Annotated in this window: 14 protein-coding genes and 2 CRISPR repeat arrays; of the genes, 10 read left to right on the top strand and 4 right to left on the bottom strand. The window is 46.0% G+C overall.

From position 1 onward, the window contains the following. Positions 1 to 173: 173 nt before the first annotated feature. Positions 174 to 557 (bottom strand): hypothetical protein, encoded by a 384-nt coding sequence (locus MCON_RS13830; protein ID WP_157863838.1) that lies wholly within the window; start codon positions 555 to 557, stop codon positions 174 to 176. A 22-nt stretch (positions 558 to 579) separates the two neighbouring features. Then, on the bottom strand, positions 580 to 786 hold the full coding sequence (locus tag MCON_RS13825; RefSeq protein ID WP_013720558.1) for an antitoxin family protein: 207 nt from the start codon (positions 784 to 786) through the stop codon (positions 580 to 582). 425 nt (positions 787 to 1,211) lie between these two features. Here MCON_RS13825 and cas1 point away from each other — a divergent pair, with 425 nt between their 5' ends. The 10 genes from cas1 to MCON_RS13775 all read left to right on the top strand — a co-directional run bounded on the left by cas1 (position 1,212) and on the right by MCON_RS13775 (position 14,818). Further along, a complete protein-coding gene (gene cas1, locus MCON_RS13820) occupies positions 1,212 to 2,327 on the top strand; it encodes a CRISPR-associated endonuclease Cas1 (RefSeq protein ID WP_269798881.1) in 1,116 nt (371 codons plus the stop codon). 2 nt (positions 2,328 to 2,329) lie between these two features. Next, positions 2,330 to 2,617 (top strand): CRISPR-associated endonuclease Cas2, encoded by a 288-nt coding sequence (cas2, locus tag MCON_RS13815; RefSeq protein WP_013720556.1) that lies wholly within the window; start codon positions 2,330 to 2,332, stop codon positions 2,615 to 2,617. Position 2,618: 1 nt separating this feature from the next. Then, complete coding sequence (gene cas4, locus MCON_RS13810; RefSeq protein ID WP_013720555.1) at positions 2,619 to 3,254, top strand: CRISPR-associated protein Cas4; 636 nt, start codon at positions 2,619 to 2,621, stop codon at positions 3,252 to 3,254. 113 nt (positions 3,255 to 3,367) lie between these two features. After that, positions 3,368 to 5,251, top strand: a complete 1,884-nt coding sequence (locus tag MCON_RS13805; RefSeq protein WP_013720554.1) for a TIGR02556 family CRISPR-associated protein — start codon at positions 3,368 to 3,370, stop codon at positions 5,249 to 5,251. 2 nt (positions 5,252 to 5,253) lie between these two features. After that, positions 5,254 to 6,174, top strand: a complete 921-nt coding sequence (gene cas7b / locus MCON_RS13800) for a type I-B CRISPR-associated protein Cas7/Csh2 (RefSeq protein WP_013720553.1) — start codon at positions 5,254 to 5,256, stop codon at positions 6,172 to 6,174. Positions 6,175 to 6,181: 7 nt separating this feature from the next. After that, positions 6,182 to 6,895: a type I-B CRISPR-associated protein Cas5b gene (cas5b, locus tag MCON_RS13795; RefSeq protein ID WP_013720552.1), complete on the top strand. Its 714-nt coding sequence runs from the start codon at positions 6,182 to 6,184 to the stop codon at positions 6,893 to 6,895. Further along, positions 6,813 to 9,338 carry a CRISPR-associated helicase Cas3' gene (cas3, locus tag MCON_RS13790; RefSeq protein ID WP_232844393.1) on the top strand — a complete coding sequence of 842 codons (2,526 nt, stop codon included), beginning with the start codon at positions 6,813 to 6,815 and terminating at the stop codon, positions 9,336 to 9,338. Before cas5b ends, cas3 begins: the two co-directional genes overlap by 83 nt. A 9-nt stretch (positions 9,339 to 9,347) precedes the next feature. Then, positions 9,348 to 10,004, top strand: coding sequence for a CRISPR-associated endonuclease Cas6 (locus tag MCON_RS13785; protein WP_013720550.1), 657 nt, complete (start codon positions 9,348 to 9,350; stop codon positions 10,002 to 10,004). Between the two features lie 159 nt (positions 10,005 to 10,163). Then, positions 10,164 to 11,011: a CRISPR direct-repeat array (repeat unit 37 nt; unit sequence CATCAAGAGCAAGTTCCACGAAAACAAGGATTGAAAC). 198 nt (positions 11,012 to 11,209) lie between these two features. Further along, positions 11,210 to 12,562 (top strand): IS110 family RNA-guided transposase, encoded by a 1,353-nt coding sequence (locus tag MCON_RS13780; protein WP_048131613.1) that lies wholly within the window; start codon positions 11,210 to 11,212, stop codon positions 12,560 to 12,562. A gap of 79 nt (positions 12,563 to 12,641) precedes the next feature. Continuing rightward, positions 12,642 to 13,267: direct repeats of the CRISPR family, unit length 37 nt; unit sequence CATCAAGAGCAAGTTCCACGAAAACAAGGATTGAAAC. A gap of 198 nt (positions 13,268 to 13,465) precedes the next feature. Next, positions 13,466 to 14,818, top strand: a complete 1,353-nt coding sequence (locus tag MCON_RS13775; RefSeq protein WP_048131613.1) for an IS110 family RNA-guided transposase — start codon at positions 13,466 to 13,468, stop codon at positions 14,816 to 14,818. 694 nt (positions 14,819 to 15,512) lie between these two features. On the opposite strand, the gene ligD is transcribed toward MCON_RS13775, so the two are convergent. Both ligD and ku read right to left on the bottom strand, forming a co-directional pair. After that, positions 15,513 to 16,460, bottom strand: a complete 948-nt coding sequence (gene ligD / locus MCON_RS13770) for a non-homologous end-joining DNA ligase (protein ID WP_013720547.1) — start codon at positions 16,458 to 16,460, stop codon at positions 15,513 to 15,515. Beyond that, on the bottom strand, positions 16,457 to 17,308 hold the full coding sequence (ku, locus tag MCON_RS13765) for a non-homologous end joining protein Ku (RefSeq protein WP_013720546.1): 852 nt from the start codon (positions 17,306 to 17,308) through the stop codon (positions 16,457 to 16,459). The genes ligD and ku overlap by 4 nt, the downstream gene beginning before the upstream one ends. Between the last annotated feature and the right edge of the window lie 69 nt (positions 17,309 to 17,377).

Below are 17,377 nucleotides of genomic sequence, written 5' to 3'. Positions count from 1 at the left end.
GCGGAAAATACGTCCTTCGGTTCCTGAACCTTGATTACATTACTGCCAAGACTGATCCATACAGGCTGTTTTTTTTGTGGACGCCGCGCGCGAAAAAACGCGCGGTAGTGCTCTGGCCCCCTCAACGCCAGGGTGGCTTGGGAAAAAAATGTCCTTGCAGTTGATGGTTCTGGCTATTCTTTTTTCTCAGCAGATAGTACGTCCTTCGGTCTCAGTCTGGTTATCCCTTCGATTCCATCAAAATGTCTATCAAAACTTATTATCTGCAAATTGAGCTTCTTAGTGACATATGATTGCAGAGCATCATCAAAATCCAGGTCTACTGCCATTTCATCTATAACTGCAAGCTCATCTCTGAGGTCAGTATTGTAGATGTTCAAGCCTTTCATCCTTCCAATGCTTTTTAAAAATGTCCTGAGAGCGTCCAAATTTCCGATTCTATCTAAAATGGTCTCAATGGAATGAATCGAATAGGTCGTTACAAAGGCATTAATTTCGCCTTTATCGATCATTCTTAGCAATGTAAGGCAATCATTTCTATATTTCCTCTCCAGCATTGCCTCCAGAAAAATATTGGTATCAATCAGATACAACCTTTCTCACCCAGATATCTCTTGCAGCATGCTGCAGGTCGACTGAATCTATATCGATATCTTTTAGAAGGCCAACTAGTCTATCTGCATTTGATTTAACTATCTCGATTTCAACTACATCTCCTTCTGTTAAATCGAGCTTTTCCAGAGGTTTGAGAACATTATTTTCATATCTTGCCTTCACCATCATCATTCAATGATTGGACTTTCTTATTTAAAGAACTATCTGCTCTGTCTTGTTTGTCGTCAGATTTAAGACGAGGATCGAAAAATCCGGGAATTGAATCGGATGGTTCTGGAAGGTTGATTCTGGAAGGTTGATCTGCAAAAGCTGATTGAAAAGAAGCATTTCCTTGGTCGATTTCCGAAACCTTGATTGCAATACTGCCAAGACTGATCCATACAGGCTGTTTTTTTTTGTGGACGCCGCGCGCGAGAAAACGCGCGGTAGTGCTCTGGCCCCCTCAACGCCGGGGTGGCTTGGATACCCAGATTCCGACGGTTAGGCGAGATTGGCGTGATTTGCTTTTTAGGTCAAATATGCAGATTGGTTAAGGTTAATAATCATAAAGGACAGATGACTGACAAAGCAATATTAGAGGTAATCATTTGCAGCTCGTGATCAATAGCTATGGAGCATATCTGCGCAAGAACGGCAATTGCTTTCTGGTGAAGAGGGAGGACAGGAGCTTTGAGATTGCTGTCGGCAAGGTAAATAGCATACTGATCACTACGGCGGCGTACATCACCACCGATGCCATAAAGCTGGCAGTGGACAACAACATCGATATCGTTTTTCTCGATTCCCATGGAGATCCCTATGGAAGGGTATGGCATCCGAAGCTGGGAAGCACAACCCTGATTCGGAGAAGGCAGCTTGAGGTATACGATACCCTAGACGGCCTGAATCTGGCAAAAGAGTGGGGATTGAGGAAGCTGGAGAATCAGATAGACCTTCTGGGACGGATGGGGAAGACCAGAGAGGAAAAGAGGGATCTTCTGGACGGATACATACTGGAGATAGAAAACTCACGAGAGCGGATGAAGAGGCTGCGGGGCACAATCGAATCCAGGAGGCAGGATATGCTCGGCCTGGAGGGCAAGGCTGCCAGGGCCTATTTTGAGGCCATCTCTTCAATCATGCCGGAAAAGTATCGGTTTGCAGGACGGAGCAGAAATCCGGCCAAGGACGAGTTCAATGCTCTTCTCAACTACGGATATGGCGTTCTTTATTCGCTGGTGGAGAAGGGTTGCATCATAGCGGGGCTTGATCCGTACCTCGGCTTTCTGCACAGCGACTCATACAATAAGAAGTCGCTGGTATTCGATATCATAGAGATGTTCCGGATATATGTTGATGAGACGGTGGTTTTTCTCTTTTCCAGGCGAATGGTGAAGGATGGATTCTTTGAGCCTCTCGAGCAGGGAATGGGCCTGAGCAAAGAGGGAAAAGCAGCGCTGATCGAGTCGCTCAACAAAGCCCTCGAGGAGCCAATCCCCTACCGAGGGCGCAATGTGAAGAGGAGGAACACCATTCAGATGGAGTGCCACAGGATTGCCAATGGGCTAATCCGGCCCGGTCAGGAGATGCCGGATGACTTCGATCTGGATATCCTGGAGCAGGAAGTATGCCGGGAATCGGATGGCAAAGGCAGGGAAGACAGAGGTGAGCGAGAAGAGGAGCAGGCGCAGATGGGCGAGAGCGAGAATGCACAGGAGTGCAATCGAGGCTGATTATGCTGGTCTGGGTGATCTACGACATATCCGAAAACAGATACCGCAGCCGGGTGGCTAAGATCTGCAAGAACTACGGCCTGTTTCGGGTGCAGAAGAGCGCATTTCTGGGAGACTTGAACCGGAATGAGTCCGACTCCCTGACTCTGGAGTGCGAGGCGATTATTGACGAATCGGATTCAGTCTACGTCTTCCCCATGTGCGAGGACTGCTTTGATAAGATCAAGCTGATCGGAGCAGGGTTCGATCGAGAGCTGGTGAGCGGGATGACCATAACCAAGGTGTTTTGAGATGCAGACGGAAGGCGAAACGGCAGCGATACCTGAGCCCGAGCAGAAGATCGAGCAGGAGGTTTTCGTCACAGTCTCCGATGCTTTGGAGTACCTGTTCTGCCCGAGGTTCATATTCTTCATGCACTGCCTGGGCATCGCTCAGCGAGAGGAACGGCGCTACAAGGTCCAAAAGGGCAGAGAGCTGCATGAGAGCCGTGAGAAGGTGAATCGGGATTACGTAAGAAAGAGGCTCAACTGCGTCCGAAAAGAGATCTCCGTTTACCTTACTTCGCAGAAGTACCACTTCAAGGGAGAAGTTGATGAGGTCCTCTTTCTGGAGGATGGAACAGCAGCGCCTCTGGATTACAAGTATGCGGAGTTCAAGAACACTGTTTACAGGACGCACAAGTTTCAGGCTGCTCTTTACGGGCTGCTCATTATGGAGCACTTCGGCGTGGATGTAAAACGAGGTTTTGTCTGCTACACCAGGAGCAATAATTACGTGGCGGAAATCGACTTCAAGCAGAAAGATTATGAGAAAGCTAAGGAGATTGTCCGCGAGATATTGATGATAATTCAGAGGGGATACTATCCCGATGGGACGAAGCAGAAGGCAAGGTGCGTGGACTGCACGTACAGGAATATATGCGTCTAAATATTATAAAGATAATGCCTTAGCCAAAAAAAATGTGCGTAATTGTTCAGTAATATAACAAAAGCTTTGAATACGTTGCAAGAAATAAAGTAATTTAGAGTAAAGGTGGTTAAGTGATTGATGCTGTAAGCAGAATCGGTAACTACATTCAAATGACTTATGGTGGAGATAACTTGCTCTCTACTTTTATAGAGAATCCGAATAGCAATGGCAAGTATAAATTCGTACTAATAGTAATTTTGAAAGAAACTGAAGGAAATTACTTATTTAGCCACATAGCCTTTGATGAATTTAGCGATTATCCAAGATATCTGTATAAAAAAGGGCCGTCAAATGGCACTGATGCTACACCAACTAGCAAAGTAGCAGGGGATATTTGGAAAACCTTTCAAAACAGATTTTTAAAATGGTTCCAGAACTATGAAACCTACGATATCTCAAAAGAAGAAAAAGAATCTCTCAAAAAGATGAACATGGCACTGAGGGATCAAAAAGAAACAATCTTAGCTGAACTAAATGAAAAATTTTCTCAGAAGAGATCCGATGAATATGCCATCATTACCTTGGGAATCGAGAGAGGTGGAAATATTCGTTATTTGGGGGATCTGCAAGCATTTAAGAACATTTTACTCCGGAAAGGCAAAGATAAATACTATCTCAAAAAGTCTCAGGGAGAATCTCTTGGAAAAGATTCTGCCTGCTCAGTTTGCCGGGGGACAAAAGACGAGGTCTACGGCTTCGCAATTCCCTGGACTTTTCACACTTTCGACAAGCCAGGATTTATAGCAGGCGGTTTTAAAGTGAACGAATCCTGGAAGAATACGCCGGTATGCTTCGATTGTGCCAAGCATCTCGAAGTTGGGAAAAAATACATCGAGGAAAACCTCGACTTTGGCTTCTATGGTTTCAGATATCTTCTCGTGCCGAAATTAGCCTTTGGAAGGGATGACAATGAGACACTAAAAGAAGTCTTGGGCATTTTGGGCAACAAGGATCAAAAGAGGAATCTAAAAATAAATCGAGAAGTTAAGAACAGAATAACTTCTGATGAAGAGGAGGTTCTTGAATTTGTCAAGGATCAGAAGGATTTCTTCAGCAACAGCCTGATATTTTATAAAAAGGAGCAATCGTCTTACAGAATCTTGCTTTTGATAGACGGGATTCTTCCATCAAGATTGAAGGCTCTTTTCGATGCAAAAGAGAAAGTCGATGAGAGGTTCAAAATTTATAACGATTCAATTTTAAGTGAAGATCAGAGAGAGAAAAACCATCTGGAATTCAATTTCGGAGTCCTAAGACGATTCTTCCCGTCCGAATCAAAGAATAGAACCTTCGACAAGATATTCTTGGAAGTAGTAGACAAGATATTTGTTGGAGATCAAATCAGTTACTATTTGTTGATGGGTTTTATAATGAGTAAGGTGAGAGAGGCGTTCATCAAGGGTTATCCTACCAATATCACTACCCTGAATGGCTTCTTGCTCTTGCACTATATAGAAGAGCTCAATCTTTTCAAAGCAAATAAAGTGGAGATGAAAGACATGAATGAACAGGGAAATGGGGTTCTTCGCATCGAAGAGCTTGAGAGTCTCCCATTAGAGCAACGTGTTGAAAGGTTCTTCGAAGCGAACAAGTCATTCTTCAATACCGACGCTAAGAAGGCAACATTCTTGGAAGGAGCATTGACTCAAATGCTGCTGAACATACAGTGGAATGACAAGAAGGCAACTCCCTTTCGCAGCAAGTTGCACGGCCTGAAGATGAACGAAGCATTGATCAAAAGGCTCCTTCCGGAAATTCAGAATAAGCTAGAGGAGTATGGGAAGAACTACTACAAAGATCTAGAATCACTCATTGCAAATCATTTTGTTTTGGCAGGAGTTAATTGGAAAGAGGTAGACGACGAATTGAGCTTCTATTTCGTCTTAGGAATGGATATGCATAAACTGTTCAGGAATGCAAAAGAGGAAGAGCAAAAGATTGAAAAGGAGGCATGAATATGAGTGAGACAATCAAGAACAGATCTGAGATTCTTTTCCTTTATGACATAAGAGATGGAAATCCCAATGGCGATCCCATGGACGAGAACAAGCCTAGGATCGATGAGGAAACAGGGGCAAATCTCGTTACAGATGTGAGACTGAAACGAACAATCAGAGATTATCTCTACAATTTTAAAGCTCAAGAGATATTCGTAAGGGAGATCATTTATGATACCCAAAATGGTTACATCCAGGATGGGAAAAAACGAGCCAAGGACTTCGAGGATAAAGCAGAGAGGATTTTAAACGAATGCATTGATGTGCGCCTCTTCGGCGGAGTTATTCCACTCAAAGACGACTCGATAACCTATACTGGTCCAGTGCAATTCAAGATGGGGCGGTCGCTCCATCGTGTTAGCATGATGCATATTAAAGGAACAGGAGCATTTGCCTCAAAGGAAGGTTCAAAGCAGGCAACCTTTAGGGAAGAGGACTTCCTGGCATATTCGCTTATCTCCTTTTACGGCATCATTAACGAGAACGCTGCCAAACATACTCATCTAACCGAGGAAGATTTGAAGCTCTTGCTTGAGGGCATTTGGAATGGTACAAAGAGCTTGATTTCAAGATCCAAAGCAGGACAAGTCCCCAGGTTGCTCCTCAAAGTGAATTACAGCAAAGAGAATTATCATATCGGGGACCTCGATAAGATGCTGAAGCTGGAGACCGAGATTCCTCATGAGAACATTCGTGACACTACAGATTACCAACTTGACGTCTCCGAGCTGGTCAAGAAACTTGCTGCTGAAAAGGGCTCAATCAAAGACATTGAGATTTCCGTGGACGACAGAATTCGGTTCAGCAAAGATGGGGCAGCCTTTCCAATTGAAGGATTGGCAGCAGCTACAGGCATCGCCATAAAGCCGATAACGTTCTGAGGTCCAGATGCCGGAGAGAGTAATAGTATTCGATGTGTGGGGGGACTACGCCCACTTCAGGAAGAATTACTCTACCAGCTCTCCACTTACCTATTCTTTCCCACCCCGAACGGCTCTCTCAGGGCTGATCGGGGCCGTCGTTGGTCTGGACAAAGCGGAGTATTTCAGGCACTTCTGTAAGGTTGATGCCAATATCGGATGCAGGATCCTGGCGCCTGTAAAAAAAGTGAGGATCGGAGAGAATCTGATTGACACCAAGAGCGCAGTTAAGATGCATCTGATCAAGAATCGAACCCAGATCAGATTCGAGTTCGTCAAAGATCCGAAGTACAGGATCTATTTCTCTCACTCCGATGAGCAATTGTATAAAAAGCTCAAAGACCTGCTCACCAGCCATCAGTCTGTATATACTCCATGTCTCGGACTGAGTCAGCTCATTTGCAGCTATCAGTTCATAGGAGAGTTTGGATTAAAGAGTTCTGGGGAAGAAGTCCAGGAAATCGATAGTGTCGTGCCAGGAAAATGCCTACTGACCCCAGAATTCGAGGAGGGAAAGGAGTACTTCTCTGAGGTGATGCCGGGCGAGATGGGAGAAGCAAGAGAGGTGACTGACTACAGCGAGATTCTTTTTGAGAGAAATGGAAGGAGCATCAGGGCGAAGGCCAAAGAGCTTTGGGAGGTCGAGAATGGCGAGCATGGCGAGCGAATCGTATTCCTTTAAACTGATGTCGCACCCAGATAAGCGCCTGGTGGATCACTTGAGAAGAGTGGGGCAATTGAGCAGAAAAACTGTTAGAGACAAGTCTCTAAACATAGATGACAAGGATCTCTTGACAGATGCTGCTTACCTGATAGGAGTGACGCACGACCTGGGGAAAGCCACGAAATTCTTCCAGGAGTACATTATTGAAACAGATGAGAGGAAAAAAAGGTCCCTCAAAGCGAAGGATACCACCCATCATGGTCTGCTCTCGGCCTTCTTTGCTTACGCTGTAATCAAAGAATACCTACATCAATCGGAGATAAAAGGAGGATTAGCAGATTATCTGCCCATCATATCTTTCCTTACAGTAAAAAGGCATCACGGAAACCTCATGAATGCCATGGACGAGATAAGCGAAGTGGATGCAGAGAAGGATAAGATTTTGAAGGTAGCAAGAGAGCAGATTGAATCCATGGATATGGATAAAACCGAGCTTAGCGAAATCCTTGAATTGCTTCTTTCCGAAGAGAAGATAAATTTAAAAATAGATATCGATAAAATTCTTGATTACATTTTGCAGGATGCCCCCCGGGAAATCGGTAGAAAGGAAAAACGTCTGGTAAGGCATCTCAATGAAAAGAGCGATCTTTACCTGTATTTCATAACTCAATTTCTTTACTCCGCCCTTCTGGATGCAGATAAGACTGACGCGGGGTTAAATGGCAAAGATCTAGATCGTTTAGACCTTCCAGCAGACCTGGTGGATCAGTACAGAGACCGAAAAGGATTCACTTCCGACAGAAATAATATCAATAGTCTCAGGAATCAGATCTACGAAGATGCAATGGTAGGAATTAGTGATTGGAACCTAGATAATAGAATTCTATCGTTAAATGTTCCAACGGGCACAGGCAAGACTCTTACCTCTCTTTCCTTTGCTTTGAAGCTGAGAGATCGATTGAAGAAAGAGAAGAATTTCACTCCAAGGATAATCTACGCTCTGCCCTTCCTGAGCATAATAGATCAGAATTACGCGGTATTTGACGATGTGGTGACCCAAGGAGGAAGACTTAAAGATTCCAGGCTTCTTCTCAAGCACCATCATCTGGCAGATGTGAGCTACAAGACAGAGGACAACGACGAATATAAGGCCGACGAAAGCCTGTTGCTCCTGGAGGGTTGGAACGCAGAGATAATAGTAACCACATTTTGGCAGTACTTCTACACGCTTTTCTCTAACAAAAATAAATTGCTGCGAAAGTTCAACAAGCTGGCCAACTCCATAATTATTCTGGACGAAGTGCAGGCTGTCCCTCACCAGTACTGGCAGTTGATTCACGACGCAACAAAGATGCTTTGCGAGAAATTCAATAGTTATGTCGTATTCGTTACTGCAACTGAGCCGCTCATATTTGATGAGGCGATAGGAGAGATAAAGGAGATAGTGCAGAAGAAAGAAGAATACTTCCGGGGCCTAGACAGGATTGAGTTGATTCCTAGAATTGAGACCGCTTTGACCCTGGAGGAATTCAAGGTCCTGCTAGAAAAAGATATAACTGGCAATCCTGAGAAAGATTTCCTCATTGTTCTAAATACCATAAGCGCAGCCAACGATGTTTACAATTTCGTGAAAGGCCTCGAGTTAGTTAACACGGAGAATTTTTACCTATCTACAAACGTGATTCCGAAAGAGAGGCTGGAGCGGATAAGAAAGATCAAAGGACCTTCGGAAAAAAGAGAGGCCAATGAGTCGTTAAGGAAAAGAAAGGTCATTGTGAGCACCCAGCTTATTGAAGCAGGAGTGGACATCGATGCAGACATGGTCTACCGGGATTTCGCTCCAATGGATTCCATAAACCAGGTAGCGGGCAGATGCAACAGAAACTCGGCCAAAGCAGATAAAGGCACCGTATCGATCTTTATTTTAAAAGATGACCGAAAAGAATTTTATAAATACATCTACGATCCCTTTTTGATGAGCAAAACCCTGGATACATTAAAAAATATAAATGATACAATTAAAGAATCAGATTTTTTGGAGTTGAACAACAAATACTTCAAAGCCGTGAAGATGGGCATGGGCGACGAGAAATCAAAAGAGAACCTGGCCTGTTTGGCTCAGTTGTCCTTCCGGGATCTGAGCAAAAAATTCAAGCTGATTGAGGAGGACTATCCAAAGGTAAATGTATTTGTAGAACTAGATGAGACGGCTGTAGAAATCTGGAAGAAATATCAGGATATGCGAATGGAAAAGGATCTCAAAGAAAGAATACGAAAAAAACTGGAGATAAGAAAAGAGTTCAGCGAATATGTGATATCGGCACCAGAGAAGTTCGCTCATTCCTTGATAATTGAAGACTCCGAGTTTGGATATATATCAAACGCGGAACTGCCCAACTACTATGATATGGAAACGGGCTTCATGCGGGCTGGAGCCGGAGTGGGCTCCATGATCATCTAGAGGCAATAAATGAACCTCAAAATCCTCCGCCTCACTCTGCACTCGGCCGCGCCCATGCGCGGGGACGCGGCCAAGCTGCGGGGCTTCTTTGCCACCAGCTTCAATGAACATGCTCTGCTGCACCAGCATGTGACAGACAAGCTGATCTACAGGTATCCTCTCATCCAGTACAAGATGCTGGACGGCAGCCCTCTGGTCATGGGCATCAATGAGGGGGCTGAGGTCCTGAAAGACATTTATGATAAATTCGATGAGATAAAATTGGGCGAGAGCAACTACACCATCATGGAGCGCGGCGTGACAGTGAAGAGCGAGGAGTTTGGCTGCACAGAGGAGATCTTAAGCTACAGTTTTGCGATGCCATGGCTGGCCCTGAGCCAGGAGAACTATGCCAAGTATGTAGCCGCATCTGAGGAGGAGAGAAGGGATTTGTTGAGAAGGATTCTGGTGGGCAACATCCTCTCCGCCTCCAAAGGCCTAGGGTATGTGGCGAAAGAGCATATCAGGCTGGATCTGGGGAGGATGAAAGATGAGATCTGCATGCTCAAGGGCACAAAGGTTACAGGCTTTCGAGGGGAGTTCACCACCTGCTTTGCCATACCAGATCACATGGGACTGGGAAAGTCGGTCTCCAGAGGATTCGGCGCGGTTATGAGGCTAAAATAGATCGCTTAATCACTCTTTTTAAAGCTAGGGGCGCATTTTGAAGCTGCCAGGCCGGAACGAATTTATAAGGCATCTGATAAATTCCATTCATGCCAGCGGAGGGCTAAGAATGGGTGGTTTAACGGTGTCAAACGGGAAAAAGAACGAAAAAAAGCCGCTCATCAAGAGCAAGTTCCACGAAAACAAGGATTGAAACGCCATCATGCAACTTCCTTCTGACATTTTGTTGAAAACATCAAGAGCAAGTTCCACGAAAACAAGGATTGAAACTCAAGGACACCATCGCTCTGTCCGCTGCCCTGATCTCAACATCAAGAGCAAGTTCCACGAAAACAAGGATTGAAACTCTGCAGTTGACGCGGTGGTCATAATTAGAAGGTGACACATCAAGAGCAAGTTCCACGAAAACAAGGATTGAAACACCGCATAGAAAAACGTCCCAGACTCCTCTAGGACATCAAGAGCAAGTTCCACGAAAACAAGGATTGAAACGAAATTCGTCCACCCCAGTCGATTCCATGACATTCACATCAAGAGCAAGTTCCACGAAAACAAGGATTGAAACTGCATTCTTCCCGGTGGCTCTGCTTGTGGGGCTTCTCATCAAGAGCAAGTTCCACGAAAACAAGGATTGAAACGAAATGCGTACAGCCCGTGGCATTACAAAGTGAACCATCAAGAGCAAGTTCCACGAAAACAAGGATTGAAACGTGGCAACTTCCTTTGCCATTTGTTCAAAGACGTTTCCATCATCAAGAGCAAGTTCCACGAAAACAAGGATTGAAACTAAGGGCCAAGCTCTACAGCATCGTATTTGTTGCCTCATCAAGAGCAAGTTCCACGAAAACAAGGATTGAAACTCCCACGCCGTGGTTGCTTCTTCGATGTTCCCCGATCCATCAAGAGCAAGTTCCACGAAAACAAGGATTGAAACACGGTCAGAGCATCATCCCCCGAGACATAGATGGGACATCAAGAGCAAGTTCCACGAAAACAAGGATTGAAACGCCCATGAGCCCAGGCAGGGGCTCACACGTGACGGATGGAAAACCAGATATTTTAATCCGTCCATGTTAAGTCTGATATGGGCAGTGAAGGCTGACAAGTTTATGGGACGCTTGATCCCGCGATTGAAACCAGCCAATATCCCTCGAATACGGGACTGCGTCATAGAACGCGTATGGGAAATTATCCCATATAAGGGAATGATCATCTGCCCATATCAGGCAGAGACATATATGAAAAAACGAAGAGAAAGAGTTTGCGGTGCAGATGTCCATAAAGATCTGATCGTTGCCACAATAACTGGCGACGAAGTGCCGTCGATTCGAGAGAATTTTGGGACAACAAAATCCGAGCTTGATAGATTCAGAAACTGGCTTGCAGACAACAAATGCGAACAGGTTGCATTTGAAGCTACAGGAGTCTATTGGATCCCGATTTATGATGTTCTGAGCCGAACCATAGATACCATTGTTGCCAATCCGCTGCAGATAAAGTCCATTCCAAACGATAAATCAGATTCAAAAGATTCAAAGCGTATTGCAACTCTGTGCTTGAATAATCAAATCAAGAGATCTCGGGTTTTTTCCGATGAAGACCGAGAGCTCAGGAACCTAACGCGAGCCAGGTCAGGATATGTCAAGACACGAACTCAGTTCAAGAATCGGATACACAAATATCTCTCATCAAACGGCATTAAACTCAGCTCTTCTATGGACGACATATTCTGCAAATCAGGAACACATATCATAAGAGGTCTGGCTGAAGACAAGCCCGTCGAAGAGATCCTGAAAGGCATACCCTCCGGAAAGATCAGGAAAAAGCAAGACGAGATCAGATCAGCACTTGCCAATGAACTGAGCGAGACAAATCGAATGCTGATCAGCGATTCTCTTGAAATCATGGACAATGTCGAATCCAAAATAGAGAAGACAAGCCTAAACATTCTGAAAAAGATTCAAAATAAGAGCAAGGATCTGGCTATCGTTATGTCCATTCCTGGAATCGCATTTATCTCAGGTTCGGTCATCCTGTCAGAGATCGGAAATTACAGAGATTTTCAGACCCCTGAACAGCTGGCGAAATGGTGTGGCCTCAATCCTGGAGAAAATGAATCTGCCGGCAAAAAGAGGAAATGCGGGATCACAAAGCGCGGTTCCAAGTATATCCGAGTTGTACTTGTCGAGGCTGCCCAGACAATAGCTAATATGAAAAATACAGGGCTGTCCAGATTCTACAAGAGGCTGAGCAAAAAGAAGGAGCACAATGTGGCAATCGTTGCCGTAGCCAGGAAACTCATCTGTCTGATTTATCATCTTCTGATCAACCAGGAGTTCTATCAAGAGGTTGATTGCAGAAAGAGGAAAAAAGGTCGAAATGAGTCCTGCCATGAACCTTCTTTGAAGGATGAGCATCTGACGGATAAGGTAGCTGCAATTGTAGATGCCTTTTATGGAATGAGCGATAGTAGCCGGAAGAAGGCTCTCTTGCGAGCGCTTGAAGATATTTCTGTGAACAAGCCCGACCAGAAAAGGTCATCTGATGGAGGTGGATAGCTAGCCTCTTGCATTTGATTTTTTTTGGTTTTCCATGGGAAACACCGCCGCATCCCATGTCTCGGGATCGATGCCCGTCCATCAAGAGCAAGTTCCACGAAAACAAGGATTGAAACTAGAAATTCGGGTTTCGAGTGGCTGGTTTCATCGGGACATCAAGAGCAAGTTCCACGAAAACAAGGATTGAAACGATACACGTCGAGTCCCATCTACGCAACCTCCTTGATCATCAAGAGCAAGTTCCACGAAAACAAGGATTGAAACTGCCACCGCCTTTGATTTTGCCCGCAATCGACCCCAGCCATCAAGAGCAAGTTCCACGAAAACAAGGATTGAAACTCCATCGTTTAGCAAACTCCATCGCGATTTCCTCAGACATCAAGAGCAAGTTCCACGAAAACAAGGATTGAAACTGCTCAAAGATGCTGTTCGGTTTGCCCAACTGGCATCAAGAGCAAGTTCCACGAAAACAAGGATTGAAACTGCATTCTTCCCGGTGGCTCTGCTTGTGGGGCTTCTCATCAAGAGCAAGTTCCACGAAAACAAGGATTGAAACGAAATGCGTACAGCCCGTGGCATTACAAAGTGAACCATCAAGAGCAAGTTCCACGAAAACAAGGATTGAAACGTGGCAACTTCCTTTGCCATTTGTTCAAAGACGTTTCCATCATCAAGAGCAAGTTCCACGAAAACAAGGATTGAAACGCCCATGAGCCCAGGCAGGGGCTCACACGTGACGGATGGAAAACCAGATATTTTAATCCGTCCATGTTAAGTCTGATATGGGCAGTGAAGGCTGACAAGTTTATGGGACGCTTGATCCCGCGATTGAAACCAGCCAATATCCCTCGAATACGGGACTGCGTCATAGAACGCGTATGGGAAATTATCCCATATAAGGGAATGATCATCTGCCCATATCAGGCAGAGACATATATGAAAAAACGAAGAGAAAGAGTTTGCGGTGCAGATGTCCATAAAGATCTGATCGTTGCCACAATAACTGGCGACGAAGTGCCGTCGATTCGAGAGAATTTTGGGACAACAAAATCCGAGCTTGATAGATTCAGAAACTGGCTTGCAGACAACAAATGCGAACAGGTTGCATTTGAAGCTACAGGAGTCTATTGGATCCCGATTTATGATGTTCTGAGCCGAACCATAGATACCATTGTTGCCAATCCGCTGCAGATAAAGTCCATTCCAAACGATAAATCAGATTCAAAAGATTCAAAGCGTATTGCAACTCTGTGCTTGAATAATCAAATCAAGAGATCTCGGGTTTTTTCCGATGAAGACCGAGAGCTCAGGAACCTAACGCGAGCCAGGTCAGGATATGTCAAGACACGAACTCAGTTCAAGAATCGGATACACAAATATCTCTCATCAAACGGCATTAAACTCAGCTCTTCTATGGACGACATATTCTGCAAATCAGGAACACATATCATAAGAGGTCTGGCTGAAGACAAGCCCGTCGAAGAGATCCTGAAAGGCATACCCTCCGGAAAGATCAGGAAAAAGCAAGACGAGATCAGATCAGCACTTGCCAATGAACTGAGCGAGACAAATCGAATGCTGATCAGCGATTCTCTTGAAATCATGGACAATGTCGAATCCAAAATAGAGAAGACAAGCCTAAACATTCTGAAAAAGATTCAAAATAAGAGCAAGGATCTGGCTATCGTTATGTCCATTCCTGGAATCGCATTTATCTCAGGTTCGGTCATCCTGTCAGAGATCGGAAATTACAGAGATTTTCAGACCCCTGAACAGCTGGCGAAATGGTGTGGCCTCAATCCTGGAGAAAATGAATCTGCCGGCAAAAAGAGGAAATGCGGGATCACAAAGCGCGGTTCCAAGTATATCCGAGTTGTACTTGTCGAGGCTGCCCAGACAATAGCTAATATGAAAAATACAGGGCTGTCCAGATTCTACAAGAGGCTGAGCAAAAAGAAGGAGCACAATGTGGCAATCGTTGCCGTAGCCAGGAAACTCATCTGTCTGATTTATCATCTTCTGATCAACCAGGAGTTCTATCAAGAGGTTGATTGCAGAAAGAGGAAAAAAGGTCGAAATGAGTCCTGCCATGAACCTTCTTTGAAGGATGAGCATCTGACGGATAAGGTAGCTGCAATTGTAGATGCCTTTTATGGAATGAGCGATAGTAGCCGGAAGAAGGCTCTCTTGCGAGCGCTTGAAGATATTTCTGTGAACAAGCCCGACCAGAAAAGGTCATCTGATGGAGGTGGATAGCTAGCCTCTTGCATTTGATTTTTTTTGGTTTTCCATGGGAAACATGGAGAGGATACGCAATGAAGTCTAAGTATGTGAACATCAAGAGCAAGTTCCACGAAAACAAGGATTGAAACGCTCTGTCATCCGGGCTTTGGTATCGTTGTTGGCACATCAAGAGCAAGTTCCACGAGAAAAGCCTTCGTTGAATTATATGTGTGAGGTACGGCAGAGAATATAGCCTCTGTTCCTCTGCGCCTCTGTGGTTGGGTCAGGATCGCGGTTCACCCAGGTACAAAAGGATACAGATAATTTGCGATTCAAGTTCACCCATGCTAAATAGCGAGTAGCCTGGTTTATACTCGTCGCAGATCGGTTTGATTGGATTACAGACAACGGATTTTAGCCATATAGAGCACAAAGATCACAAAGGCCTCGCAAAGGTTAATCCTGTTCTTGATAGCCCAATAATCCTTTGGTGCGGTCTTTGTGTGCTTTGTGTGCTTTGTGGTTTATGGCTCTTCGCTGAATCATTTGGATGAGGTACGGCAGCGGTTATAGTCTCTGTTTCTCTGTGGTTGGGTCAGAGCATAGCGGTTCATCACCGAGGCGAAAAGATATAGATTTTTTGCGATTCAAGTTAACCCCTGCTAAACAACGAAGTAACCACCGAAAACAAGGATATGAAACCAAACCCCTCCCCTGCATTCTTTCGCTATCCGAGCTGATCCAGTGTGCACTCCTCCGGCTCCTTGTCATCCCTCATCCGCAAGAATACCGGAGCTCTCAGGCCGCCGTCATGTGTCCTCTCCAGTGCGGTGACCTGCACCACCATCTTCGGCTCGATCCATACCACTCCCGCAGTTGCTGGCGGATTGGAGAACGGAGGCTTTTCCCTGGGCGAAAAGCGGCCGGTGATATCCTGCAGCTCCTCGTCTGTGAAGCCCGACCCCACTCTGCTGATGTACACCAGCTCGCCCTGGCTGTAGGCGCCGAGGAGCAGTCCGCCAAAATAAGGCGTTCGATCTCCTTTGCCTGGAATATAGCCGCCCACAACCAAATCCAGCTTAAGGCTCTTTTTGATCTTCACCCAGTCCTGGCTCCGGATGCCGGGAAGATAGAGCGACTCCAGCCTCTTGCCGACCACTCCCTCAATCCCCATCTTCAAAGCTGCCTGAAAATAATCCTCCCCTTTCTCGGGAAATGAGTCGATGAGGGTCACGGTCTCGCTATCCTTCAGGTCCGCCTCCAATTCCCTGAACAATATCCTCTTTCTCTCTTTGAGGGGAAGGTGTATCAGGCTCTCTTTATCAAGACTGAGGATATCGAACACCACATAGCTGGCCGGCATGGCGCGGGAGAGGTAGTCTATCCTGATCGGATCGTTCTGATGGTCCCGCTCCGCTAGAGAACGGAAATTGGGAATGCCCTTCTTGAAGACGGTGATCTCGCCGTCCAGGACGCACTCGCCCTGCAGGCTGCCCAGGGCACTGGCCAGCTCAGGGTAGCGATAGGTGATATCCGCCAGCCTTCGGTTGGAGAGCAGGACCCTTTTTTGGGCCGAGGCTATGCAGCGGGTCCCGTCTATCTTCGGCTCGAAGATCCACCCCTCTCTGCTGAAGGGCTGGCCGGATACAGCCAGCATCGGCTTGATGGGATTCATTTCAGCGAATCTGCCGTCGCCCGCAGGGCCTCCATCAGGCTCTTGGCAGGGGGCTTCTCCTTCTTCTTCCTCTCCGGCACGCTCACGATACCCTCCATCTTGGACCTCACCAGGGCCTCGATTCTCTTCTTGTACTCATCCTCATAAGCGCTGTAATCCAGCTCTCCTGTCAGGCCTCGAACGATCTCAAATCCCAGCACCATCTCCTTTTCCGATGGCTCGGGAAGCTCTTTGAGTACGCTATACCCCGACGGGTCCCGTATCTCATCAGGATACCTCATGGTGGTGGCCGCGATTGCCTGCCGGTAGTAGTGGACAATGACCGGCCTCTCCCTGGAGTGCATGGTTATCCTGCCGATGGCCGCTTTGCCCGTCTTTTCCATCACCGCCCTCAAGAGAGAATAGGCCTCCTCTGAGCGGTCGGGCAGGAGCAGATAGGTCTTCTCAAAGTAATGAGGATCAACCTCAAAGAAGCTGACGAAGCGGTCGAGGGCTATGGTGCTCCTGGACTCGGGCTTCGCTTTATCTATCTCCTTTTTCTCTAAAACCACATACTTCTCATTTCCCAGAGGATAACCATAGACGATGTCCGCGAGCATGACCTCCTCCCCCTCCTGGCAGTAGCGCTTGAAGGATATGGGGGTCTTGCAGGCTTTGTGAAGCATGCGAAAGCTTATGCGGGTGTTCCTGATCATGGAGACGGCTTTGACCGGAATGTTGACCAGACCTATTCGCAGGCTGCCTGACCATATGGTTCTGGGAGGCGCAGAGGGGATTGGCTCCTCGTCCTCTGCCCCATCTTCCTCCTTTCCTGCGGTCTTTTCGACCAGCTGCACTACCTCGGCCATAGAGTATTATTAACCCTGGATTGTACAAAATCTTTTGCACCTTGGGCCATTTTTTTAGCCACCCGCAAG

Origin of the sequence: Methanothrix soehngenii GP6, assembly GCF_000204415.1 — an archaeon.
GTDB classification, from domain to species: domain Archaea; phylum Halobacteriota; class Methanosarcinia; order Methanotrichales; family Methanotrichaceae; genus Methanothrix; species Methanothrix soehngenii.
This window is presented reverse-complemented; position numbering and strand designations above follow the sequence as displayed.

Coding starts and splice junctions, on each gene's coding strand:
- MCON_RS13830 (WP_157863838.1), bottom strand. CDS start 557: ATGCTGGAGAGGAAATATAGAAATGATTGCCTTACATTGCTAAGAATG.
- MCON_RS13780 (WP_048131613.1), top strand. CDS start 11,210: ATGATCATCTGCCCATATCAGGCAGAGACATATATGAAAAAACGAAGA.
- cas4 (WP_013720555.1), top strand. CDS start 2,619: ATGCAGACGGAAGGCGAAACGGCAGCGATACCTGAGCCCGAGCAGAAG.
- cas5b (WP_013720552.1), top strand. CDS start 6,182: ATGCCGGAGAGAGTAATAGTATTCGATGTGTGGGGGGACTACGCCCAC.
- cas2 (WP_013720556.1), top strand. CDS start 2,330: ATGCTGGTCTGGGTGATCTACGACATATCCGAAAACAGATACCGCAGC.
- ligD (WP_013720547.1), bottom strand. CDS start 16,460: ATGAATCCCATCAAGCCGATGCTGGCTGTATCCGGCCAGCCCTTCAGC.
- cas3 (WP_232844393.1), top strand. CDS start 6,813: ATGGAAGGAGCATCAGGGCGAAGGCCAAAGAGCTTTGGGAGGTCGAGA.
- cas7b (WP_013720553.1), top strand. CDS start 5,254: ATGAGTGAGACAATCAAGAACAGATCTGAGATTCTTTTCCTTTATGAC.
- MCON_RS13785 (WP_013720550.1), top strand. CDS start 9,348: ATGAACCTCAAAATCCTCCGCCTCACTCTGCACTCGGCCGCGCCCATG.
- MCON_RS13775 (WP_048131613.1), top strand. CDS start 13,466: ATGATCATCTGCCCATATCAGGCAGAGACATATATGAAAAAACGAAGA.
- ku (WP_013720546.1), bottom strand. CDS start 17,308: ATGGCCGAGGTAGTGCAGCTGGTCGAAAAGACCGCAGGAAAGGAGGAA.
- MCON_RS13825 (WP_013720558.1), bottom strand. CDS start 786: ATGATGATGGTGAAGGCAAGATATGAAAATAATGTTCTCAAACCTCTG.